Origin of the sequence: Shinella granuli, from assembly GCF_004341885.1 — a bacterium.
In the GTDB taxonomy this organism is placed as follows: domain Bacteria; phylum Pseudomonadota; class Alphaproteobacteria; order Rhizobiales; family Rhizobiaceae; genus Shinella; species Shinella granuli.
In genome coordinates, this window is record NZ_SLVX01000040.1 from 1 (window position 1) to 23,258 (window position 23,258).

The window sequence follows — 23,258 nt, forward strand, 5'->3', positions numbered from 1 at the left end:
CCTGGACCGGGTGACCATTTTGATTTCGTGCGCATCACAGCAGATAGCAAGTGCGATGCTAAGGGTCTGTTAACCACACAAAGTGAGGAAGAACCGTTTCAAACGTAAATCGACACCTACCACGGTAGCGGCGGGATAGTCCCGCTTCGGGCGGTGTAAAATCCGGCCACCTATTTTCCTTCTGCGACGAATGCAGGAGGGTTGGGGATCTATACCGTGGAACTATATCTGAAGGTTCGTCTGGCCTGTTCTGAAGGAATGAGCCGGCGTCAGGCTGCAAAGCATTTCAACATATCGCGCGATAGCGTGGCCAAGATGATGTCGTATTCGACGCCGCCGGGCTATCAGCGTCAGTCACCGATCCGGCGGCCTAAGCTGGATGCGTTTGCTTCGACGATCAATCACTGGCTTGATGAGGACATGAAGGTGCCGCGCAAGCAGCGCCATACGGCCAAGCGGGTGTTCGACCGTCTTCGGGGCGAGTGCGGGTTCACGGGCGGCTACACGATCATCAAGGATTACATGCGCGAGCGGGATCAGCGTCGCCAGGAGGTGTTCGTGCCGCTGGTGCATCCGCCAGGGCATGCGCAGGCCGATTTCGGCGAGGCGATGGTCGTCATTGGCGGTGTGGAGCGGAAGGCGCACTTCTTCGTGCTCGATTTGCCGCACAGCGACGGCTGCTATGTTCGGGCCTATCCGGCGGCAGTGTCGGAGGCCTGGGTCGATGGCCACATCCATGCGTTCGCCTTCTTCGGCGGGGTCCCCTGGAACGCTTTGCGACATTGGAGCGGGCGACGCCAAGTGTCTCGCATACAGCCTTCATCGGGAACCGCCGTTCGGCCATGACAGCGACCGCAACATCTGTTTTTTTGAGCCCGCCGCCGCTTCGAGCGCGTCCTTCAGGATCTCGGCCTCCATGGTCTTCTTGCCGAGCAGTCGCTGCAGTTCGCGCACCTGGTTCTGTAGCGCGCGATACTCCGACGCCGCCACAACCTCCCCCTCGGCGCGCGTCGCCGTCAGCGCGCCCTGTGCCGCCAGCTTGCGCCAGTGGAAAAGCTGGTTCGGTTGGAGCGCGTAGAGACAATCGTCGAGCGGCAGCAGCGTGTACCGGCGGAAGGCGACGATAACGGCCTCGTCCTCGATCGACAGCACCGTCGACTTCGGCTCGCGTGGACCGGTCGGCAGATCGGCGACCGAGGTCCGCTTTTTCCACTTCGCCACGGTCTTCTGGTTGATGCCGTAGCGCTTGGCCAGCGCCCTCAGGCTCTCTTGACTATGTTGTATCGCTCGACGGACCGCCGCAGTCGTCGTGGCGCTCCCATGATGAACCTGGCCCATAGTGCCTCCTTCCATTCAATGGATAAGATTGCACCATCAAAGCCCGGGATCAAACACCTAGAGGGATAAGCCATTGCGGGCGTAACGCGGGGCCATTCAGATAACGATGAGAACAGCATCATTTCGCTCCTTTCAAACTTGCTTTACTCTCCTAAAATCACGCAGTGAACGTGCGTTGATCATAAACGATGCGGGATATGCGGATGGAAGAATTTTCGTCGGAGCTGAGGGGGCGGGTTGAAGATTTTTCCGGCAAGCTGAGCAAGCTCGACCGTCAGGTTATCGAGGCGCTGCTGGTCGACCCGCTAGGCTCATCCTACGAGACAGCAAGTGAAGTCGCCGAACGGGCCGGGGTTCATCAGACGACGGTCATCCGATTTGCCAGAAAGCTTGGCTATGATGGCTTTCTGGAAATGCGAGAGAGTCTTCGCAAGGGCCATGTACAGAAGGCGAGTTCCGCCTCGCGCGTGTTCAGCCGGATCAGGACTGCCGGTGAGCTGTCGTCGATCGAGGCATTTTTACACTCGGAGATAGAAGCGCTCCATCAATTGCCGAACCATGTGCGCGCTGCGGATTTGGAAAGTGCCGCAACCATGCTGGCAAAAGCTGATCGCATCATGATATTCGCTCGTGGACAAGCGCAGGTGCTGGGGAAGTTTCTGGCGCTGCGGCTGGAACGATTGGGATTTGATGCCGGCGCGATCGACCATATCGATCTGGATACCCCAAACAGGATCGCTGGTCTGAAGGAGGGAGATGTCGTTATTTCCTTCGCGCTACGCCGCGTTCCAGCCCAGCTTCCGTTACTTCTATCATTCTGTCGTCGGCGCAGGGTCAGAACGCTGATGATTTCCGATATGATTGGTCCATCGATACGGCCTTCCGCCGACATTTTGCTGGCTGCGCCACGAGGCACTGAAACTCAGTCGCAAACCCTGTCTGTGCCAATGGCAATTGCAAACCTGCTACTCCTGGATCTGGTGCAAGCGGTGCCGCAACAGGCAAGGGACGCGCTTGAAGGTTTGGATGATGGGCGTGTGGAGTTGGAGAAGTTAAGTCGCGGGGCGTTGCGCAAGGACTGAGCAAGGCGTCGTATCCGGCAACTGATGGCCACGAACGTGGCCACGAGCAATTCGAAAGCATGTTTCTCGCACGCCAGAGCATTTCCTGTGAAAGTGGGAACCGGTTTCACGTCTGGAAAATGCGTAGAATCAAAGAATTAGGGTGTCCGGCGATTCCGTTTTAACAGGAAACGCTCTAGGTGACCGATCTGTAATTTGCAGAGCTTGGCGGTGTTTCCCTTGAGGGTTTCAAGGATCTGTCCGCACTGATGGCTGCAAGCAGCGATCGTGCTGTATCGGGTTTCACAAGGCCGAACGTTGCATTGACTCGAAGCGGGCTTTCTGGCCCATCCGGTAACCTTCGCAGATCGCTCGTCCCTGCGTTCCCTCACGGGACACCGCCCTCGGATCAGCTTTCCGGCTTCACCGCTGGCAATCAGATTCTATCTCACCTCATGCTTCGAACAAAGTGCCATCGCGCAGCATGGCGTGCATGATGACGGCAAGACGACGAGCAAGCGCCACGCGTGCCTTTCTCAAGCCGCGCCGCTTCGCGATCTTCATGGCCCACCCCTTGAGGGCGAAGCTGCCACGACTGCGCGTGAGAATCGAGTTGGCAGCTTCGTAGAGCAGTTTGCGCAACATGCTGTCGCCTTGTTTGGTGATGCGCCCCGTCCAATCGATCTCCCCGGATTGATGACGTCTGGGGGCGAGCCCGAAGTAGGCTCCGACAGTGCGCGATTGCCGGAAGCGGCCAACTTCATCGATTGCCGCAGCAAAAGCAGCAGAGGTTTGAACGCCGACACCGGGGATGCTCATGAGTTGCCTGCAGGATTGGGATCGGTGAGCGAACTCACGCAGCACCAGATCCATTTCCTTGATCTGCTTCATCAACCCAGTTCTCACTGCAAGCAGCGCGGTGATGCTCTGGCCGAGGCCGGGTATGTTGGCGGCCTCCATCACGCGGTCGATAAAAGCCTTGCCCTGACCGGGACCGGGCTTGAAGCCGAAGGTCGCGCACAGGCCGCGGATCATGTTGTCGAGCCGCACCCGGGATTCGACCAGGTGGTTGCGGGTCGTGATGACGCTCCGCACGCCATGGGCGGCGGGGGATTTGACGTACACCTCCTTGTAGAAGCCGGTTCTGGCCAATTGCGCCAGACCGGCTGCGTCATGAGGATCGGTCTTGTTCGCCTTCAATGCCTTCAGACTCTGATGCGCCTGCCGTGCATCGATGCAGATGACGGGAATGCCCAGATCCCGTAACCCATGGCAGATTGCCGGCGACATGCGACCGGTTTCGATCACCGCACGTTCGACGCCGCCAGCTTCACGCAATGCATGTGCGATCATGTCGGGAGCGCTCTCGACCTTCATCGAGGCGATCTTCCTACCGCTTTCATCGACAATGCAGACCTGCGTGGTTTCCATCGACAGGTCCAGTCCGGCATAATGTTTCATGGCTGCTTCCTTCCTTCAGTTTTCGACAGCCGGAAGTGTGAGCCATCTTTCAGCTCCGAGAGAAGCGGCCACAAATTACCCGATGACTCATAAGTTCGCAGCCATATGCGGATTGACGCGAGTTGGACGGATGCGAGGAAATTGTCGTCGCGCTTGTCGTATCGAGTGGCGACGGCTCTGAAGTGTTTGAGTTTATTGAAGAAGCGCTCGACGGCGTTTCGCTGCCGGTAGACCCATGGGCTGAACGGGAATGTTTTGACCCGTTTGGGCATGGCGCGGATGTTGGCCCAGGCGCCGCGTTCAGCCATCGTGTTGCGTAAAGCGTCGCTGTCATAGGCGCGGTCGGCGAGCAGGATGTGCCCGGCCTCGAGCGTTTCGAACATGTCGATGGCCGAGCGCCCGTCATGAGCCTGCCCCTCGCTCAGCTTGAGCCGGATCGGGCGGCCTTCGGCATCGACAAGTGCATGGATCTTGGTGGTCAGGCCGCCGCGCGAGCGACCCATGCAACGGGATCGCTGATCTTTTTTTGACCGTTGGCGGCATGCTGGTGGACGCGGATCGACGACGAGTCGATCATCTGCACATCACCATCGTAAGCGGCTGAAACGGCTTGCAGAATACGCGCCCAGTGACCTGCCCTGCGCCATCGGTTGAAGCGGTTGACGCAGGTCGTGTGAGGACCGTAACGCGCGGGAATGTCAGCCCACGGCGCTCCGGTACGCAACCGCCAGAAGATGCCGTTCAGAACTCGCCGGTCATCGACGCGCGGCACGCCGCGCACCTTCGTCGGCAATAGCGGCTGGATCACCGACCACTCGAAATCCGTCAGATCAAAACGTGCCATCACCAACCTCCATATCGGAGGTCAGTGAATCAGAAGACTCCACCCAAGGAAATCCTGTTTGTGGGTATGTGACCTAGGCAGCCTCTGCCATGATTTGCGTCAAAAATGCAGTGTATGCTGCATAAATGCAAAAAACGCAGTAGACACTGCCGCGATGGGGGTGTATGGCTTCCTGAAGATCCGGGAGGATGGCCTGTGGAGAGGTCACCCGATCTTGTGGAGGAAATGTCATGTGGAAGAAGACTCTTGCTCTCTCGCTCACATCCTGGATGTTGGCGAGCGTTGCCGCCCAGGCTGAGCCAGGTGGAACGATTACCCTTTATACATCCCAGCCTAACGCACAGGTCACAGCTGCGCTGGACGGGTTTGCCAAGGTGCATCCCAAGGTCAAGGTGGAGATTTTCCGCTCCGGTACGACGGAAATCATGACCAAATTGCAGGCCGAAACGACGGCCGGCAATGCCAAGGCTGATGTCGTGCTTCTGGCCGACGAAGTATCGATGAGCCAGCTCAAGAAGGCCGGAATGCTTCTGCCTTACGCCGAAGCCAAGGTCGACGGCCTTCCCAAGGCGCTGATCGACGCGGACAAGACGTTTTTCGGCACACGCCTGATCACGACGGGGCTGATTTACAACACCAATCTCGTCAAGACGCCGCCTTCATCCTGGGCGGAGATGTCGAAGCCCGAGATTGCCGCCAAGACCATTCTGCCAAGCCCGCTTTACTCCGGTGCTGCGGCCATGAATGTCGGCACGCTGGTTCAGCAGCCCGAATTCGGCTGGAAATATTACGAAGCCCTGGCCGATAACAAGGCGGTTGCGGCCAATGGCAATGGCGCTGTGATGGAAGCCGTAGCCCGCGGCGAAAAGGCCTATGGCATCATTATCGATTACATGGCGTTCAGCGCCAAGGCCAAGGGGTCGCCAGTCGATTTCGTCTTTCCGAAGGAAGGTGTAACCGTCATGTCCCAGCCGGTCGCTATTCTGAAATCCTCGCAGAATCAGGAGGCTGCAAAAGCCTTTGTGGATTGGCAGCTTTCCGAGCCTGCGCAGAAAATGGCCGTATCACAGGGCTATTACCCCGCCGTCAGCAGCATAGAACAACCCAAGGGCTATCCGCCGCTCGGTTCGGTCAAGCTGATGCAGGTGGACCTGAATATTCTGCTGGAGAAGGACGAAGCCAACAAGCGCCAATTCTCGGAGCATTTCGGTGGCTGACATGACTGCTGGCGGCTACGTTCCGCTACGCCGTTCGCAAGGCACGGTGTCTCTTGAAGGCGCCGTGCTGATCCTCGCGGCGCTTTATATTGGCGTTTTTGCCCTCTTTCCGCTGACGCGTCTCCTTTGGGAAGCTTTTTCCGCCGGAAAATCGGGCGAGCCGCTCGGACTGCTGTTGGATCAATGGAAAAGCCCGTCGACGCAGCGTGCCCTCTGGCACACGATTGAGGTTAGCGTTCTGTCCGTCATTGTGTCGGTCATCCTCGGCACGGGGATAGCGCTGGCTATCGTGCTGACCGATGTTCGCGCCAAGGCGCTGGCGACGTTTACCCTGATGCTGCCCATGCTCATTCCTCCGCAGATCACCGCGCTGGCCTGGGTGGAGCTCATGGCGCCTTCCAGCGCCCTGATGTCGCTTTTCGGTCTTGCCGCCGAACCGGGCACGACAAACCCGCTCTATTCGCGCGAAGGCATCATTCTGGTCATGGGTATTGAACATGCGCCGCTGGTTTACCTCGCCATTCGCGCGGGTCTGAATTCGGTGCCGAGCGATCTTGTGGAAAGCGCAAGACTTGCCGGTGCAGCACCCGGCCGGGTGCTGTGGTCCATCATCTTGCCTCTCATGGTGCCTGCCATTCTGGCGGGGATAACGCTCTCGTTTATTTCGTCGATTGCCAATTTCGGCACGCCCGCTGTCTTGGGCATTCCGGGTCGCTATCCGGTTCTGACGACCTTAATCTATCAAAGACTTCAGGGCTTTGGTGCCAGTGCGCTGGGTGAAACTGCAGCGCTTTCCCTTATTCTTGCGGTGCTGGCCATCATCGGTCTGGCGATCCGTGCGTGGTTGGCTGGGCGCATGGCCTCCAAGACCGATATGTCCTCTGCAAGGTTCCAGGGATTTTCGCTGGGTGTCTGGCGGATGCCGGTCTCCACCATCCTCTGGAGCTTGCTGATGGTCATTTCCATTCTGCCGCTGGTCGCACTGTTCAGTGCATCCATTTCCAAGGCCATCGGCGTGCCGCTGGACTTCGTAACCGCAACGCTTGATCATTACCGGCTGGTTCTTTCCAGTGAAGCTGTCGTCCGGGCGTTTTCCAACAGCTTCATGCTCGCCATCATAACGTCGGTCGCCAGCATCTCCATCGCGCTGCCAATTGCCTATTTTGCGGCGGTGCGCCAGAGGCCCTTTGCCCGTGCGCTGGAGATGATTGCAGACCTGCCCTATGCGGTGCCGGGAACGGTGGTAGCGATCGGCGTCATACTCGTACTCCTGCGCCCGTTGCCGCTCATTCAGGTCAGCCTCTACGGCACAATGGGCATTCTCGTCTTTGCCTATCTCGCACGCTTCCTGTCGCTCGGGCTCAGGCCCGTCATTGCCGGAGCCGAACTTCTCGACAAGGCCATAGATGAAGCGGGCCAGATGGCCGGTGCGCACGTCTTCCGCCGCATCCGTTCCATCATTCTGCCGGTCCTGGCACCGGCGGCGGCGGCTGGCGCTTTGCTTATCTTCATGGCGGCGTTCAACGAGCTGACGGTCTCGGCGCTTCTCTGGTCGTCGGGAAACGAGACGATCGGCGTGTCGATCTTCATGTTCCACTATGAAGGAAATTCGCCCGCCGCCAACGCGCTCGCATGCCTCGCACTGGCCGTCACCATCGGCCTTGCCCTCATCATCAGCCTGTTTGGCCGGTACCTGCCGGAAGGAGCAATTCCGTGGCGAGCCTAGAATTCAAGTCACTGTCCAAAACCTTCGGTGCGCATACAGCCCTGAAGAATATCGATTTCAGCGTGGCCAAGGGGGAGTTTCTGGCGCTGCTCGGCCCATCCGGCTGCGGCAAGACCACGCTTTTGCGTCTGATTGCCGGTTTTGAAAGCCCCACGACAGGCCGCATCCGCATTGGCGATACCATCGTTGCCGACGAAACCGGCATTATCCAGCCGGAAAAGCGCGGCATTGGCATGGTCTTCCAGTCCTACGCGCTCTGGCCACATATGACTGTGGCGGATAATGTAGGCTTTGCGCTTCGTCTTCGCCGCCTGCCCAAACAGGAGCGAGAAAAGCGGGTCAATGACGCGCTGCAACTGGTTAGCCTTGGAGCCATGGCTGAACGCAAGCCGCATCAGCTTTCCGGCGGTCAGCGGCAGCGCGTGGCGCTGGCACGCTGCCTTGCCATGCGCCCTAGCGTCATCCTTCTGGATGAGCCGCTTGCCAATCTGGATGCGCATCTGCGGGAAACCATGCAGGAGGAATTCACGCGCCTGCATCGCGAAACCGGCGCGACATTTGTGTATGTCACGCACGATCAGACAGAAGCCATGGCATTGGCGGATCGCGTTGCTGTGATGAGTGACGGGCGCATAGAGCAGCTTGCGGCACCGCGCCATCTCTACAGCGAGCCGGAAACCGAAATGGTCGCAAAGTTTGTGGGCTCCGGGATGGTTTGCCCTGTAGAGGTGCTGGAGGGCGGGGCAGGGCAGGTCAAGGCAAGTCTCAACGGCAGCCCGATCTTGCTCAGAGGTTCGGCTGTGACCGGCGAACGCCGTCTCGCCTGCCTGAGAGCGCCCGATCTCGCGCTTTCAACCGGCGATGAGGGACTGCCGTGCATCGTGGAAACCCATAGCTACCGCGGTCCGGTCACCACTTTGGCCGTAACCCCGCAAGGTGATGCGCAGACGAGCTTCAGGGTGGATCACGCCGGTCCTCCGCCAGCAGTCGGTTCGCCGGTCAGGCTCCTTGTGCGGGATGGCTGGCTATTGTCCAAAGGTGGGGTCAAATGAAGGCCTCCATCACCCCGATTTCCGGCTTCGGCGCCAAAGGGCCTGCCTGCTTCCTGCTGGAGGCTGAAGGCAGACGGATACTACTCGATTTCGGTCAGGGACCGGATCATGACGCGCTGCCTGACTTTGACCGGATCGGTAGCGTGGATGCGCTGGTGCTTTCTCATGGGCACCGCGATCACCTAGGGGCCATTGGGCATATCGGGCGGATTGGCAATCCCAAGGTTTATGCCACGCAGGCGATCCATGAGAGCCTTGCCGGTCTGGATCTCATGGCCCCGCTTCCGCTTCGGGGCGAAAGCGACATTCTGGGTATCAAGGTTGAAACAGGCCGCACCGGCCACGCGCCGGGCGGCGTATGGCTCAATTTCAGGCTGGGCGGCGGTTTTCTCTATACAGGTGATTACTGCCAGACTTCGCCGCTTTATGCCTATGACATGCCGGGTCATGCAAAGGTCGCCATCATCGACGCTTCCTATGGTGCCGACGAGAGAACGGTTGGGGCGGCACAATCCGAGCTGCTGGCGGCGGTCGGCAAGCGCCCATGCCTTATTCCCTCGCCACCGGATGGAAGAGGCCCTGAAATTGCGCTCCATCTTTATGAGAGCGGCTTTGAAATCGGGTTGGACGAGGCGACCGCGCAATCCATCCGGCGTCTCATTGCTTTTCCGGACTCTCTAAGGCTCGGCGTGAAGGAACAGCTTGAACAACTGCTGGCCGCATTTTGCACCGTCCATGCCGATAGCGTCCCCGCTCAGGCCATGATTGTTGCCGGTGCATCCGGCAGCCTGCCACTTGTCAAGGCGCTTCTGGAGCGCTGGCAGGATGGCGAGGACGTCGGCTTCATTTTCACCGGACATTTACCCAATGGTAGTCCGGCTGAAAAGTTGGTGGGCAGCGGGCGCGCCGAGGTGATCCGCTGGAATGTGCATCCCGGCCTCGCCGAAACACGGGCGCTGATTGATGCGGTTCGCCCCGATCGCATCATTCCCGCCTTTGCACCGCCGGATCGGCTCCAACAGTTGCGATCTGCCTGCCCGGCACCGTTCGAGATGGAGGGTCATGCCGTTGCCATCACCTGAAGACACCTGAAGCACTTCTAATACTGAAAAATGACGAGGAAGTCTGACTGGCGCATCACCGCCGGAGGACATCACTTATTCTAAAATCGAGGTTTGTTAACGTGATCAAAGCTGTCCTATTCGACGCAGGAGACATCATCTATCGCCGTCGTCGCGATTTGAGCGGTCTTCCTGCCTTTCTCGCAAATCTGGGTCTTACCCAGATTGATCTTCATTCGCAGGAAATGAAGGATATTCGCCTCGCCGGTTATCGCGGAGATATTACGCGAGAGGAATTTTTTACCGAAATCATGGTCCGTAGTGGTCTGCCGGAAGAATATCGGGAAGAAGGGCTACGTATTCTGGAAGAGGCTCAGGCAAAGGTAGAATATTTCCCCGGCGTTGTGGAAACCCTTCACCTTTTGAAGGAGCAGGGCTTCAAGCTGGGTATCGTAACGAATACTTTTGACAGTACACTGGTAAAACATGGCTGGTTTTCAAAGGAAGGTATCGAAAACTTATGGGACAGTTTTGCGACATCCTGCGAATTGAAGCTGATTAAACCCAATCCGGGAATATACCTGACAGCGCTTGCTCCCTTTGACTTATACCCGGAGGAAGCGGCATTTGTGGGACATGCGAAATCGGAATTGGTCGGGGCGAAAAAACTTGGTCTTCATACCATCGCTTTCAACCGTGATGATGATTCCGTTACAGCTGACCAGGTAATAGAAAAATTCGAAGAACTTCCGTCTGCGGTCAAAAACCTCCAGTAAGGAAGATTTGAAAAGAGGTGTTTCAATGTCAGGCTCGGTCGTCCTCATTCATCTTGCCGGTGCAATCGCGCTGTTGCTTTGGGCGACCCGTATGGTGAGAACGGGCGTCGAAAGAGCCTATGGAGACGTGCTTCGACGCAAGCTTCGAAACACGCTGTCAAACCCGATCATCGCCACCCTGGCTGGCGCCCTTCTTGCCATCTGCTTCCAAAGCGCCACTGCCGTATCTATTCTGGTGGGTTCTTTCGTGGGGTCGGGGATAGTGGGCGGTTCGTCCGGCCTGATTGCGGTGCTCGGAGCTGATCTGGGCTCGGCTCTGGTCGTGCGGCTTTTGAGCTTCGATCTCTCGCTTCTCGTTCCCATTGCGACCTTTGCCGGCACGACAATATTTCTGGTGACGGAAAACCGGATATGGAAACAGTTCGGGCGCATTCTGGTGGGCGTTGGCCTCCTGCTTCTTTCGCTTCAGTTGATCGGCCTTGCGTCCGAACCCTTGCGCGAAAGCCACATCCTGCCGGTCATTATCAACTATCTGTCGAGTGATGTTGTCACCGCGTTCCTGATTGCGGCCATTGCAACCTGGCTTTTCCATTCCAGCGTGGCCTTCATTCTGCTTGTCGCCGCGCTGGCGTCACGGGAGCTGATGCCGGTGGAACTCGGCGTGGTCATGATCCTGGGCGCAAACCTCGGCGGCGGTCTCATCGCAGCGCTTCTGTCCAGAACCATGCCTGCGCCCAGCCGAAGTGTTCCGCTGAGCAACCTTGTCATGCGTGGCATCTTTGCCGTCATCGTGCTGGCTGGCATCTCCCTGTTCAGACTGCCTGTTGAGATGCTGGGCTCTACGCCGGCCCTTCAGGTCGTTCACGCCCACATCGCGTTCAACCTTGGCCTGATCATCGTCGGTCTGCCACTTGCACCCCTGGTGCACCGACAGATTGCCAAATGGCTTTCCGGAAACAACCCGCAGGTTGGAGAACTTCTGGCCGAGCGGGAAGCCAGTGCCCTTGATCCTGCTGCTCTGGATGTACCGTCGCGGGCGCTTGCCAATGTCACCCGCGCGGTCGTCGGCATGTGCGAAACGCTTGAGGTGATGCTCAAGAATGTCATGGAACTGTACGACCAGCCTGACCGGCCCGGCATTGATGCGCTGGCGGAACTGGACGACAAGGTTGACCGCAAACATGCCTCCATCAAGCTTTATCTCGCTAAAATACCGCCCGAGCAAATGAGCGAAACGGAAACGCGACGCACGCATGAATTGCTTGAGGCCTGCGTGGCGCTGGAGCAGGTGGGCGACATCATCACCCGCAACATGGTGGTGCATATCCACAAGAAGCTGGAACGGGGCCTGACATTCACGCCGGAAGGCTGGCAGGAACTCAGCTCGCTCCATGCCTCGGTTCTTTCCAGCGCCAGACTCGCGTTCAACGTCTTGATCAGCCGCGATGCGGACATTGCCCTGCAACTGGTCCAGGAGAAAGACCGCCTGCGCGAGATCGAGCGTCATACACGCCATCGCCACTTTGACCGGCTGCGCGACAATACCAAGAAAAGCATCGAGACAAGCTCGCTTCATCTCGATACCATCCGCGACCTCAAGCAGATCAACTCCCTGCTGGCGTCACTAGCCTATCCCGTGCTGAAAGAGCGCGGCATGCTCGGCGGCACGCGCCTCACACTGGAGCCGGAGGCAGTTTAACGGATCGTGCACGAACCCGCTTCGCGGGAGTGTCGCCTAGCACTGAGGCGTCATGGCACTGTTTGGACTTGCCCCGCTTTAGTGGAGAGGCATTTGCTTATTTAAAGCATGTCGCGTTTAATTGGCCTCGTATCCGGCGGCCTTGAAGAAATTGCGGCACTGGTTGGGATCGAAGAGGTCACAGATCTCGCCAAGGGCCTCGCATAAGGCGTCGAAGCTTCTTGCTGCTTTCTTCCGAAGCAGCGCTTTCAGTTTGGAGAAGGCCATCTCGATCGGGTTCAGGTCGGGCGAGTATGGCGGCAGGAAGAGCAGCCAGGCACCCCGCTCGCGCACCAGCGCGGCGGCGCGCTCGCTCTTGTGGAAGGCAACATTGTCGAGGATGACGACGTCGCCAGGCTGAAGCTCGGGAGCCAGTTGGGTCTTGATCCAGGTCTCGAAGCGCCGGGCATTCATCGGTGCATCGATGATCCACGGCGCGACCATGCCGTGGCAACGCAGGCCGGCGATAAAGGTCTGCGTGCGCCATTGACCGAACGGGGCATGCGTCCTGTAGCGCTCGCCTTTCGGCGACCATCCGGTGCGCTTGGTCAGCTTTGTATTGGTCGACGTCTCATCGATGAAGATCAGGCGCGGCAAGGCGTTGGCGAAGAAACGCTTTCGCCGCCTGATCCACATCTCGCGCGCCTCACGAATGTCGGGCCGCTCTTGCTCGCTGGCCTGCAGCGTTAATGGGATGACCCGCCCTGTCTTCTGCACAATATTCGGGGTTCGAACAGGAGGAGTGCAATGAAGGCGTACAACAGTCCCAAAGACGCGGCCGTGTTCGGTATCGACATTGGCAAGAACGTATTCCACGTGGTCGGGCTCGATGCAGTTGGTGCTCCAATCCAGAAGGTAACGTTCCGGCGCGAGACCCTGCTACAGTTCTTCGCGCGTGCAGCACCAGTTCTGGTCGGCATGGAGGCCTGTCCCGGCTCGCAGTGGCTAGCCCGCAAGCTTGTAACGCTGGGCCACACGGTCAGGATCGTCCCGGCCCAGTTCGTGAAGCCGTATGTAAAGTCGAACAAGAATGACATCATCGACGCGGAAGCGATCGCCGAAGCAGTAACCAGGCCGACCATGCGCTTCGTTGCGATCAGGACTCCGGAACAGGTCGATCTGCAGGCACTGCATCGGGTGCGTGATCGTATGATCGCCCAGCGGACGCGATTGATCAGTCAGATGCGTGCCTTCTGCCTCGAGTACGGCATCGCCATCCATCAAGGTGCGGGGAAATTCAAGGCCGACATGCCTCGGATCCTTGCCGACGAGAGCAATGACCTGACACCCGGCATGCGAGACATTCTCAGCGAGGTGCTTGATGAACTGGCCGACATTGAGCGCCGTATCGCCCGCGTCAATCGGGAGATCGAGGCAGTCGCCGCACGAAGCGACACGGCCCGCCGGCTGATGAGCATTCCCGGCATCGGACCTCTGACGGCAACCGCCTTGCTCGCGGCCGCCGGGTCTGGTCGGCAGTTCAGGAAAGCCCGTGATCTCGCGGCCTGGCTGGGGCTGGTTCCGCGGGAGTACTCCACGGGTGGCAAAACGACGTTGCTCGGCATCTCCAAGCGCGGGAACAAGTATCTGCGACGTATGATGATCCACGGCGCGCGATCCTGTGTGGTGCATCTCGATCGAAGCCGGGATCGCCTCGGCCCTTGGCTGAATGCCCTCGAAGCCCGAATGCACAGGAATAAGGTCACCGTCGCTCTGGCCGCAAAGATTGCCCGCATCGTGTGGGTGGTGATGACCAAGGCCGGAGCGAGCTACGAGCGGCGGGATCCAGCCTTCGGCTGATCCATGCCGGTTTGAACTGCGAGGTTCGTGAACGTGATGACGAGACAGTTGATCAGCGTGTCGTAAGCCCTGTCAAAAAAACGGGCTGCAAGCCCGAAGCATTTAATTGGGAACGATACGCGCGGATCTCATCATGGCCTGGCCGCAACAGCGGCCCACTCGCGAGAGGCCGGATACATTTGTGCAGACTGGCACCGTCAACACAAAACGACCTTGCACGGACAGGGCGGGTCATACATTTTTTTATGGCTGAGCCCGAGGCGGTGCAGAAGGCGACCGACACTGGAGCGGTGAACCAACACCCCGCGCGCCTCAAGTGCGGCACGTAATTCGTCCAGCGTCAGTTCTCCTGACGCCGCCATCAGCGCCCGCACGAAGGCAACGTGCGGCGCAAGCTTGCCGGTGCCCGGAGCATGACCCTGACGGCGCGGCACCAGTGAACCAGTTTCACGGCGTCGCTTCATCAACTCGTTCACGAAACGCGCAGACACACGGAAATGCCGAGCCGCTTCCCGGTGCCCGTGACCCTCTTCCACAAACGCACAAACACGTTCACGCAACGCCATCGGTAAAGGCTTGCCCATCGTAGTTCTCCTTCGAACCACAATGAATCACCCCGAACATCAAATGGGAATCCTGAATCAAGTCAGACGCGACATGCTCTAGCGGCTCGGTTTTCGAACGGTTCTGTTGCAACGACTAACTGGAAGCGCAAAGAGGCCCGATGCCCGGCCAATTATGCGGCAAGAATTGCGAACTGTTCGGCCAGGGAAGGATTCGGATTGTAGGCGTATCTCGCCTGTCGCTTGCGCATCATGTGGACCATCTCGATGCCGGACAGGATGATCGCGGCTGAAGTCAGTGATTTGAAGCCAAGCATTGGCCGGACGCGGCGCTTGATGCGCCGATGATCCTGCTCGATCCGGTTGTTCAGGTATTTACTCTTGCGGATTTCGATCGGCTTGGCGATGTAGTTCAGGGCCTCGCCAAGCGGCGATTTAGTGGCGACGCGGGCGCGGTGATGGGTGAGCCAAGTTTGCATCTCGGCAACCAGCGGCACTGATCGCTCTTGTCTTCCAGCCAGACGGCCAGACCGTCGATCGCAAGGCGGCCGAGTTGCAAATGTCGGCACTCGGCTGAGCCGGGTCGGGCGGAGCTTCGGCTCCGCCCATAATCACTCATCACCAACACTCTTGACGATAAATAGGAATCCTATCTAAGCTGTCGCATGGACACACCTCATGTCGTACCGCCGGTACATGCCCGTATTGTTGAAGGTCTTGAGCGCATCGCCACGGCGTTGAAATCCGACGATTGGGTACGCGCCCAGACCGTCGGCCTGAACCCGACACAACTTGCCATTCTCCGCGCTCTCGATACCCGCGATGGTGGCATGGGGGTCAAGGAACTGGCGCTGCTGCTCGGCGTCTCGCAGCCGACCACCACCGATTCCATCCTCGCGCTCGAACGCAAGACGCTGGTCGAAAAGCGCGGCGACCCAGCCGATGGCCGTGCCGTGCGCGTTGTCATCACTGGTGCGGGCAGAGATGCAGTCAGGAGCGGTGACGCGGCCCCCGGTGCAGTGGCAAGAGCGACAGCAGCGCTCGAAGACGAGGATCAGGAGCAGTTGCTGGTGCAACTCATCTCCGTGATCCGCCAGCTTCAGGAGCAGGGTTCCATTCCCATTCAGCGCATGTGCGTCAGCTGCCGGCATTTCCGGCCCTATGCCCACACGGATGCGGCGCGCCCGCATCACTGCAATTTCGTCGACGCGGCCTTCGGCCAGCAGGATCTGCGGATCGATTGTCGCGACCACGAAACCGCTGATCCTTCCATCCGGGCTGCCACCTGGATGGTGTTTGAAAAGGATCGGTCCCCCCAGCCTCCAGGCGATTGAAGAAGGAGAAACCAGATGTACCGAATATCTCTCGTGGCAGCAGGGCTGAGCGCGGCGCTGTCAGCCGTGCCGGGCTATGCTCACGACAATGCCATCAAGGCCGAACCGTCCGACGCCATCATGGCCTCGTTCGACATCATCGAAACCAGCATTGTCACCCAAGGTGACAATGCGATCTTCACCACGCGCGTGCGCGGCGAGGCCGGCATCGACAAGCCGGATGCCACCGGCAAATTCGAGGGATCGAGCGTCTATGCCTATGTTTGGCCGACCACGCTCAACAGTGGCGATATCGGGTTCGACAGCGATCAGGGGATTGTGGCGCTGGCCGTTACCTTCCATCCTGATTTCGACGATGCCGCCTATGGCGGGAAGAACCGCCATGTCTGGCATCCGCATTGGGTGGTGCTTGGTGAGGATGCCGCATGTCCGGGTGGCCTCAAGGTCCACGACATTCCGGAGGGTACTACGCCCAGAGTTCCGCCGACCTGGCCAAACGTGCCGCTGCTCATCGACAGCCCCGAATATCCGACGGATTTTACCGGCGACACCGTGGCGGTGAGCATTCCCGTCGCGCTGATCGGCGGCATCGCCAATGCCTCGTTTGACGGCGTCACCGCCGGCCTCAAGGTCAATGCGAACCTGCATGCTCCGCTTCTGTGCGTCGACAATGTGTTCAAGGTCGCTTCGGGCGATTTGAGCCTGCCGGGCAAGGTCGCGCCGGCGAATTGATCGGCGTCGCTGCGACGCTATCAGCAAGTGCCGGTTCGCCGACTGCCATCGACGAACCGGCGGTTTCACCCCTCCAAGCATGAAGAGAAGAAACATGGCTAGAATTACCCTGATCGATACAAGTGACGCAACAGCCGTGAAGCTGACCTGCGCGGCCTGACAACAGGAGCAGTTCGCCTTGGCGAGCCGGTCCCATCTTTGAAAGGCCAACCATGGCGCTGCCCGATCTGCCCATCGCCCCCGAACTTGCCGTCAGCGAGTGGTTCAATACGCCAGAGCCGCTGACCCTCGAAGCCCTTCGCGGTCGGGTCGTGCTGCTCCATGCTTTCCAGCTACTCTGCCCCGGCTGCGTCGCACACGCCATTCCGCAGGTGCAGCGCATCGAACGCGCCTTTGCGCAAACCGATCTGCAGATCATCGGCATCCATACCGTCTTCGAGCATCATGATGCGATGTCGCCGGTGACACTTCGCGCCTTCCTGCATGAATATCGCCTCGCTTCCCCGGTCGCCGTTGACCTCGCCGATGATCAATCTCCCATTCCCGTCACGATGCGGCGTTATGCGTTTCAGGGCACGCCATCCTCGGTGCTGATCGGGCGCGATGGCGTAGTTTTGCATCAAAGCTTCGGTGTCGAGGAGGATCTCGTCATGGGCGCCAGGATTGCAATGGCGTTGGCAACATCACAGGTTTCGCAATGACCGGCTTTCCGCTTCAGGGCTTACTCGTCGGTGATGTGCGGCCTCTCGGCCCGCGCGACGTGCCAAGTGGCATCGCCAAGACACAGGTTGATCGGCCGATTTCTTTGGGCCTGCTCGGGCTTGCCGGAGATGCCCAGGGCGACACTAGACATCATGGCGGGCCCGAAAAGGCCCTTCATCACTATGCGCTCGATCACTATCCTGCATGGGTCGCAGAAATCGGCCCCCGCGATGTGTTCGGCGCGCCCGGCGCCTTTGGCGAAAACCTCGCGACACTCGGTCTCCTGGAAGACGATGTCGCCGTGGGGGACGTGTTCACACTCGGCAGTGCCGTGATCGAAGTCAGCCAGGGACGCCAGCCCTGCTGGAAGCTCAATGAACGCTTCGCACAGCCGGACATGGCGCGCCGTGTCCAGGCAACGGGGCGCACCGGCTGGTATTATCGGGTGCTGCAACCGGGCCACGTGTCGCCAGACAGCCGGCTTGAACGCATCCATCGTTCCGCGCCGGACTGGGCGATCAGCCGGATATGGCGGGTATTCTACGTCGATACCCTCAATCGCTGCGAACTCGAGGCATTGGCGGAACTGCCCCAACTTGCCGAGGGCTGGAGGCGTCATGCGCGGCGGCGGCTGGAGACCGGATCCGTAGAGGACTGGACGTCACGGCTGACCGGGCGGGAACGCAAACGCATCGGCTGAACGCCGACGAGCCTGAATGGGGCAGGAGGCCGGGGTCCAATATCTTGCGTCTGCGGAGACCGATTGAAACATCACGGGTCGGGCACCGGAAGCAACCCAATCCCGCTCTCTCGTGATGGCTTTCCTGGTCCGGCTCCGGATCTTCCACGATCAACCCATAATATGTGGAACGGCCCGCGGTGCAAGGATGCTTTTTCAGTCGATTTCACCACATGAGGACGGTGCGGTCATATGTCCGGCCTTTCTGCGCGGCACATGACCGCTGGCCTCGATGAAATTCGCGAAGCAGGTGGCTGGATCAAGGGGGCGCGCTTTGTGCGCGTCACGGGTTTCGGCCTGTCCTGTTTCGGGATTTCGTCCCGTGGATTCATCGTCTGCTTATGCACCTCGCTTCTGCCGGCCCTCGCCGGTCAGCTCGTACGGACGGTCGGGATCCTTAAGCCGGGACCTCGTTCGCCCTTGTTACCATTGGGTTGCGGTATACTCCACCTCTGGTCAACAAAGCCCAGATCATCCGTGCCGTCTTGTTGGCCAGCGCAACCGCCACGACCTTGAAGGGGCGTCTGCCAAGCAAGTCTTTCAGCCATGGCCGCGCCTTGTCGTCAGCTCGCACATGGCGAAGGACGGATGCGGCCCCAGTCACAAGCAGCGATCGCAACTCCGGATTGCCCATCTTGGAGATGCGCCCCAGGCGCTCCTTGCCGCCGCTCGAATGGGCCTTTGGTGTCAGACCTATCCAGGCAGCAAAGTGCCGAGCCGATTTGAAGCCGCCGGGATCAGGAACGAGCGCTTTGACGGCCATCGCAATAATGGCCCCGACGCCAGGTATCGTCGCGAGGCGACGCATGTCGGTGTCTTGCCTGGCCTGGACAACGATCTCACGCTCAAGTCTTTCAATCCGCGTGGCTAGGAGCTCAATCTGTTCGACCATCTCCGTGAGAGCAAAACGCGCGGCCGCTGGCAAGCGACTATCAGCCTCATCCCGGATGATCACGGCCAGCCCCTTGACGTTGGCGATCCCAATTGGAGCGATGATGCCCAACTCGCCCATATGTGCGCGCAGCGCGTTGATCGCCTGGGTTCTCTGGCGGACGAGCAATGCACGCGTCTTGAGCACCATAACGGCTGCCTGTTGCTCAGCCGTCTTGACCGGGACGAACCGCATGGTCTTTCGCGTCACCGCTTCACTGATGGCCTCTGCATCGGCAGCATCGGTCTTGCCACGCTTGACGAACGGCTTCACGTATTGAGGTGGAAGCAGTCTGACGTCATGGCCGAAAGCTGCAATCTCGCGCGCCCAGTAGTGGGCACTCGCGCATGCTTCCATCCCGACCATGCACGGCGGCAATTTCTCGAAGAAGCGCAGAACCTCGGCGCGACGTAGCTTTCGGTTGAAAAGCGGCGTCCCGTCAGCATCCGCGCCAAAGGCTTGGAAAACGTGCTTCGCCAAGTCCAGTCCAATAGTGGTAACATCTTTCACGGAACGGTCCCTCCTTGTGGCGTTTACAACAACGACCACGTTAGCACTTTGATGCTGTCGGAGCGGGCCGTTCCACCTCATCAAGGGTCCGCTAGCAAGCTGCGGCCGCGCCGGCTTCGCCTTTGCGGTGATCGCGCCCGGAGCCGGACACTGACGGAGCCATCGAGCGGGAATGGCCCGCTCCAAGGATGGAGCCTCAGATGTCGCACAATCTCGAACTCGCCCAGAAGCACGCCTGGAACCTCGCCCGCACCCTGATGACCCCGGTCATCCTCTTTCGCTCCGACGACGAATATGGCGTGCTGCCCGCCGACGAGGTCGAAGACGCCGAAGTTGAAGCACTCTACGAATATGATCCCCACCTTGGAGCCCGCTCGGTTCATTGAACCGGGCAGGCTTCCAACTACGGTCCAGGCGGCGCCCAGCGCCGCCTTTTTCCTGTTCGTCGCCGCTCTCGGCCCCGTCCGGTGCAAGGTCCTGGCGGAGCCGGGCAGTCCGCGCAACGGCTTTGCCGTCCTCCGCTTCGCTGCGGCCCTGAGACCCACCCCATCGCACAAGTGCAATGGGAACCCGGTGGGTGCGCTGCCAGCCTTCCTGCTCCGCCCTTTCGGACCCCGTGACGGGGCCGCGATCGGCGCGGCCTCCCAATTGAAGGTTCAAGAAGATGAGCAGGAAAGAAAAGAACAACGCCCGGGTCGATATCTATGCGAAGATCACGGAAAAGATCCTGGCGCAGTTGGGAGAGGGGGTTCGACCCTGGGTGCAGCCGTGGCGCGCGGGGAATGCGGCGGGCCGCATCACCAGACCATTGCGCCACAATGGCGAGCCCTATTCCGGCATGAATGTGCTGCTGCTGTGGTCGGAGGCCACGGCAAGGGGCTACGCCGTGCCGATCTGGATGACATTCAGGCAGGCCATCGAACTCGGCGCCCATGTCAGGAAGGGTGAGACCAGCAGCACCGTCATCTATGCCAGCCGCTTCACCAAAACCGAAACCGATGCGCGCGGGGATGAGATTGAGCGGGATATTCCCTTCCTGCGCACATACGGCGTGTTCAACGTCGAGCAGATCGAGGGGTTGCCAGAGCACTATTACCACAGGCCTGATCCGGTTACAGATCCGGTTGAGCGGATTGAAAGCGCCGACCGGTTCTTCGCCAATGCCGGGGCAGACCTTCGTCATGGCGGTTCACGGGCATTTTATGCGCCGTCCAGCGACCACATCCAGATGCCGCCTTTCGAGACGTTCCGGGATGCTGCCTCCTACGCCGCAATCCTCAGTCATGAGCATATCCACTGGACGGCGAAGGCAGATCGTGTCGGCCGTGATCTCAGCCGATACAGCAAGGATCGGACGGAGCGCGCGCGGGAAGAATTATGTGCCGAGATCGGGTCTGCGCTCCTTTGCGCCGATCTGGGGATCGTTCCCGAACTCGAGCCGCGGCCGGATCATGCAGCGTACCTCCAAAGCTGGCTGACCGTCCTGGCCGATGACAAGCGTGCCATCTTTCAGGCTGCCGCCCACGCCCAACGGGCGGTCAACTATCTGCATGGTCTGCAGCCAGCGGCCGCCGAAGAACGTGAGGCCGCATGATGCGCCTCTCGATTATGCCAGAAATATCTGCTCTGATCGCGACAGGTTCTCCCGTTGCGATCGGCGTGTCCGGCGGCAAGGACAGTCAGGCTTCGGCGCTTGCGGTATGCGAGCATCTCGACCGCGTCGGTCATGCCGGTCCGCGACTTTTGGTCCACAGCGATCTCGGCTCGGTGGAATGGCGCAACTCCCATCCCGTCTGCCAAGACCTCGCCGACCACCTCGGTCTCGAGCTGGTCGTCCTTCGTAGAGATAAGGGCGGCCTCATGGAACGGTGGAAAGCCGTTGGCAATCGAGCGTAGCGCGCTACCAGGATCTCGCGACGGTGACCCTGGTTCCCTGCTGGAGCACGCCCGCGATGCGTTTTTGCACGTCCGAGATGAAAACCTATCCGATCACCGCTATGCTCCGACGCCGGTTCCCCGGCGAGGCCGTGATTAATCTCACCGGCATTCGCCGTGACGAAAGCCGCCGACGCGCAAGCTCCGCCATCGCTGATGTCGATCGTGACGGACGCCTGTGGAACTGGCGGCCCATCCTCGACTGGAGCGCTGACGACGTCTTTGCCTGCATCTTCCGGCATGGATTGCGGCCGCATCCTGCCTATTCGGATTTTGGCATGAGCCGGGTGTCCTGCCGCTTCTGCATCATGTCGAGCCGTGCCGATCTTGTTGCCGCCGCCGCGCAGTCCGAGTCGCATGATCTCTATCGCCGCATGGTGGCGCTGGAGATCGCCAGCACCTTCGCGTTCCAGGGTGGCAGATGGTTGGGCGATGTTGCGCCTCAGCACCTTGATGACGGCATGAGACACGGGTTGATCCGCGCAAAGGCCAAAGCCGCAGTCCGGATAGCGGCGGAAGCACGGATCACTCCGGCCATGCTCTATGTGCGCGGCTGGCCAACCCGGATGCTCACCGATGTGGAAGCCGACATTTTGGCCTCCGTGCGCCGGGAGGTCACGGGGCTGTTCGGCTTCCAGTCCCGCTCTCTCGACCGGGATGCGGTCCATGGGAGATATGCGCAACTCTTGGCCGAACGCGCGGCGAAGGTGGAACGGCGTCGCACATGAGCATGATCCATCGCTGGAACCGCGCCATGGCGGTACGTCTCCCTTCGGAAGTGACCCCTTCGCTGCGTCGGCAGTTCGATCCGGACCTGGTCATCGGCATGCCTATGACTGGAAAGCTGGCCGCAAATCCCGACCGCCTTACTTGAGCGGCAGGGCTATCCGTGCAGGAAATCAGTTCGTATCCTAGACAGCGTATCGCGCGACGGTTTTCCCGGAGGTCTGCCGCATCTGTCCGCCATGTTTATGGTCACTCGTGATGGCGAGATTCGGGTGCGGCTGGGTCGGGGTGATGGTCGAACCCTGGGCTTGGTCCAGGCACCGGACGCGACGTCATGATCTCGGGAGCGGAAGGGCTGCCAATGAGGCGATCTGATCTGTGGCCAGAACGTTCCTTTCGACGCCCTTTTACAGGCCAGCCCTTCGGCGGCTCGATTTGGCATGTCTGACCGTAAACCGGCTTCGCCTCGATCGTTCTCCCGCAACGGCCATCCGCAACTTTCTTCCCCTGCCGGCTGCGCCGCCATTCCCCGCGGGGCAAGAAAGTCGCTCCCGGCCGCCCTCCACTGCGTTCCAGCCCCTGCGGGGTGCGGTCCGATCGTCCCCGGTCTTTCGACTGCCATCGAGGCCGCGAAGGGCGCGGCCCGAAACACAGGATAAGGAACGTCACCATGGCCACCATCGGAACCTTCACCTCGACCGCCAACGGCTTCACCGGTACGATCAAGACTCTCAACCTCAACGTCAAGGCGCGCATCGAGCGGGTCGACAATCCCTCCGACAAGGGTCCACACTTCCGCCTCTACAGCGGAGCTGTTGATTATGCGTAGCACGTCGTTATGCGGAGTTAGCGGCGTGAGGTGCCTAGATTCCGGGCGTTCGTGCGGATTTTACTCCACATAACACCCGGGGTTTCGGGCCGGGCGCCCCGCTGGTGAGCGGAGCGCCCTTGCTGGTTCATCGCGACCAGATGAGCTTGTGCTCGCCCTTGTCGCCCTGGACCAGGGAGGCGT

General features: G+C 59.8%; 21 protein-coding genes and 5 pseudogenes. 19 read left to right on the forward strand and 7 right to left on the reverse strand.

The genetic code is table 11. From position 1 onward, the window contains the following. Positions 1-216: 216 nt before the first annotated feature. Positions 217-896 (forward strand): annotated as a pseudogene (istA, locus tag EV665_RS29750) (IS21 family transposase); the annotation flags it as partial. Positions 897-1,062: 166 nt separating this feature from the next. Here the strand turns inward: istA and EV665_RS33225 are convergent. Next, positions 1,063-1,338 (reverse strand): annotated as a pseudogene (locus EV665_RS33225) (IS481 family transposase); the annotation flags it as partial. Between the two features lie 203 nt (positions 1,339-1,541). Between EV665_RS33225 and EV665_RS29765 the strand changes: the two are divergent. Continuing rightward, entirely contained in the window at positions 1,542-2,420 is an 879-nt protein-coding gene (locus tag EV665_RS29765) for a MurR/RpiR family transcriptional regulator (RefSeq protein WP_162853211.1), read from the forward strand. A gap of 432 nt (positions 2,421-2,852) precedes the next feature. On the opposite strand, the gene EV665_RS29770 is transcribed toward EV665_RS29765, so the two are convergent. Further along, positions 2,853-3,860 (reverse strand): IS110 family RNA-guided transposase, encoded by a 1,008-nt coding sequence (locus tag EV665_RS29770; RefSeq protein ID WP_133036925.1) that lies wholly within the window; start codon positions 3,858-3,860, stop codon positions 2,853-2,855. Between the two features lie 92 nt (positions 3,861-3,952). Beyond that, positions 3,953-4,704 (reverse strand): annotated as a pseudogene (locus EV665_RS29775) (IS5 family transposase); the annotation flags it as partial. A gap of 230 nt (positions 4,705-4,934) precedes the next feature. Here EV665_RS29775 and EV665_RS29780 point away from each other — a divergent pair. The 6 genes from EV665_RS29780 to EV665_RS29805 all read left to right on the forward strand — a co-directional run bounded on the left by EV665_RS29780 (position 4,935) and on the right by EV665_RS29805 (position 12,235). After that, on the forward strand, positions 4,935-5,921 hold the full coding sequence (locus EV665_RS29780) for an ABC transporter substrate-binding protein (RefSeq protein ID WP_133036926.1): 987 nt from the start codon (positions 4,935-4,937) through the stop codon (positions 5,919-5,921). Between the two features lies 1 nt (position 5,922). Beyond that, positions 5,923-7,647 carry an ABC transporter permease gene (locus EV665_RS29785; protein ID WP_245507878.1) on the forward strand — a complete coding sequence of 575 codons (1,725 nt, stop codon included), beginning with the start codon at positions 5,923-5,925 and terminating at the stop codon, positions 7,645-7,647. Next, a complete protein-coding gene (locus tag EV665_RS29790; protein ID WP_245507875.1) occupies positions 7,635-8,699 on the forward strand; it encodes an ABC transporter ATP-binding protein in 1,065 nt (354 codons plus the stop codon). Before EV665_RS29785 ends, EV665_RS29790 begins: the two co-directional genes overlap by 13 nt. Continuing rightward, positions 8,696-9,781 carry an MBL fold metallo-hydrolase gene (locus tag EV665_RS29795; RefSeq protein WP_133036929.1) on the forward strand — a complete coding sequence of 362 codons (1,086 nt, stop codon included), beginning with the start codon at positions 8,696-8,698 and terminating at the stop codon, positions 9,779-9,781. Before EV665_RS29790 ends, EV665_RS29795 begins: the two co-directional genes overlap by 4 nt. Positions 9,782-9,882: 101 nt before the next feature. Beyond that, entirely contained in the window at positions 9,883-10,536 is a 654-nt protein-coding gene (locus tag EV665_RS29800; RefSeq protein WP_133036930.1) for an HAD family hydrolase, read from the forward strand. A gap of 25 nt (positions 10,537-10,561) precedes the next feature. Beyond that, positions 10,562-12,235 (forward strand): Na/Pi cotransporter family protein, encoded by a 1,674-nt coding sequence (locus tag EV665_RS29805; RefSeq protein ID WP_133036931.1) that lies wholly within the window; start codon positions 10,562-10,564, stop codon positions 12,233-12,235. 117 nt (positions 12,236-12,352) lie between these two features. Here EV665_RS29805 and EV665_RS29810 read toward each other — a convergent pair whose 3' ends face one another. Then, complete coding sequence (locus EV665_RS29810; protein WP_380688962.1) at positions 12,353-12,991, reverse strand: IS630 family transposase; 639 nt, start codon at positions 12,989-12,991, stop codon at positions 12,353-12,355. Between the two features lie 30 nt (positions 12,992-13,021). Here EV665_RS29810 and EV665_RS29815 point away from each other — a divergent pair, with 30 nt between their 5' ends. Further along, entirely contained in the window at positions 13,022-14,074 is a 1,053-nt protein-coding gene (locus EV665_RS29815) for an IS110 family RNA-guided transposase (protein ID WP_133036932.1), read from the forward strand. 197 nt (positions 14,075-14,271) lie between these two features. Here the strand turns inward: EV665_RS29815 and EV665_RS29820 are convergent, their stop codons facing one another. Together EV665_RS29820 and EV665_RS33230 are read right to left on the reverse strand one after the other, a co-directional pair. Then, complete coding sequence (locus EV665_RS29820) at positions 14,272-14,658, reverse strand: winged helix-turn-helix domain-containing protein (RefSeq protein WP_133036933.1); 387 nt, start codon at positions 14,656-14,658, stop codon at positions 14,272-14,274. A gap of 152 nt (positions 14,659-14,810) precedes the next feature. After that, positions 14,811-15,038, reverse strand: a pseudogene (locus tag EV665_RS33230) (DDE-type integrase/transposase/recombinase); the annotation flags it as partial. A gap of 264 nt (positions 15,039-15,302) precedes the next feature. Between EV665_RS33230 and EV665_RS29830 the strand changes: the two are divergent. From EV665_RS29830 to EV665_RS29845, 4 genes are all read left to right on the forward strand, one after another. Further along, on the forward strand, positions 15,303-15,971 hold the full coding sequence (locus EV665_RS29830; protein WP_133036934.1) for a MarR family winged helix-turn-helix transcriptional regulator: 669 nt from the start codon (positions 15,303-15,305) through the stop codon (positions 15,969-15,971). A 15-nt stretch (positions 15,972-15,986) separates the two neighbouring features. Next, complete coding sequence (locus EV665_RS29835; protein ID WP_133036935.1) at positions 15,987-16,703, forward strand: hypothetical protein; 717 nt, start codon at positions 15,987-15,989, stop codon at positions 16,701-16,703. Positions 16,704-16,915: 212 nt separating this feature from the next. Further along, positions 16,916-17,404, forward strand: coding sequence for a redoxin family protein (locus EV665_RS29840; RefSeq protein ID WP_210234706.1), 489 nt, complete (start codon positions 16,916-16,918; stop codon positions 17,402-17,404). Next, positions 17,401-18,105 carry an MOSC domain-containing protein gene (locus EV665_RS29845; RefSeq protein ID WP_133036936.1) on the forward strand — a complete coding sequence of 235 codons (705 nt, stop codon included), beginning with the start codon at positions 17,401-17,403 and terminating at the stop codon, positions 18,103-18,105. Before EV665_RS29840 ends, EV665_RS29845 begins: the two co-directional genes overlap by 4 nt. Before the next feature lie 436 nt (positions 18,106-18,541). Here EV665_RS29845 and EV665_RS29850 read toward each other — a convergent pair whose 3' ends face one another. Further along, positions 18,542-19,585, reverse strand: a complete 1,044-nt coding sequence (locus tag EV665_RS29850; RefSeq protein ID WP_133036937.1) for an IS110 family RNA-guided transposase — start codon at positions 19,583-19,585, stop codon at positions 18,542-18,544. A gap of 200 nt (positions 19,586-19,785) precedes the next feature. Here EV665_RS29850 and EV665_RS29855 point away from each other — a divergent pair, with 200 nt between their 5' ends. The 6 genes and pseudogenes from EV665_RS29855 to EV665_RS29875 all read left to right on the forward strand — a co-directional run. Continuing rightward, positions 19,786-19,971, forward strand: coding sequence for a hypothetical protein (locus EV665_RS29855; protein WP_133036938.1), 186 nt, complete (start codon positions 19,786-19,788; stop codon positions 19,969-19,971). A gap of 278 nt (positions 19,972-20,249) precedes the next feature. Next, positions 20,250-21,179: an ArdC family protein gene (locus EV665_RS29860; protein WP_133036939.1), complete on the forward strand. Its 930-nt coding sequence runs from the start codon at positions 20,250-20,252 to the stop codon at positions 21,177-21,179. Further along, positions 21,176-21,481: a tRNA lysidine(34) synthetase gene (locus tag EV665_RS32985; RefSeq protein ID WP_245507876.1), complete on the forward strand. Its 306-nt coding sequence runs from the start codon at positions 21,176-21,178 to the stop codon at positions 21,479-21,481. Before EV665_RS29860 ends, EV665_RS32985 begins: the two co-directional genes overlap by 4 nt. Before the next feature lie 23 nt (positions 21,482-21,504). After that, on the forward strand, positions 21,505-22,248 hold the full coding sequence (locus tag EV665_RS29865) for a phosphoadenosine phosphosulfate reductase domain-containing protein (RefSeq protein WP_245507877.1): 744 nt from the start codon (positions 21,505-21,507) through the stop codon (positions 22,246-22,248). Next, a complete protein-coding gene (locus EV665_RS32500) occupies positions 22,245-22,394 on the forward strand; it encodes a hypothetical protein (RefSeq protein ID WP_162853212.1) in 150 nt (49 codons plus the stop codon). The genes EV665_RS29865 and EV665_RS32500 overlap by 4 nt, the downstream gene beginning before the upstream one ends. Positions 22,395-22,916: 522 nt before the next feature. Continuing rightward, positions 22,917-23,066 (forward strand): annotated as a pseudogene (locus tag EV665_RS29875) (DUF736 family protein); the annotation flags it as partial. Positions 23,067-23,258 lie beyond the last annotated feature (192 nt).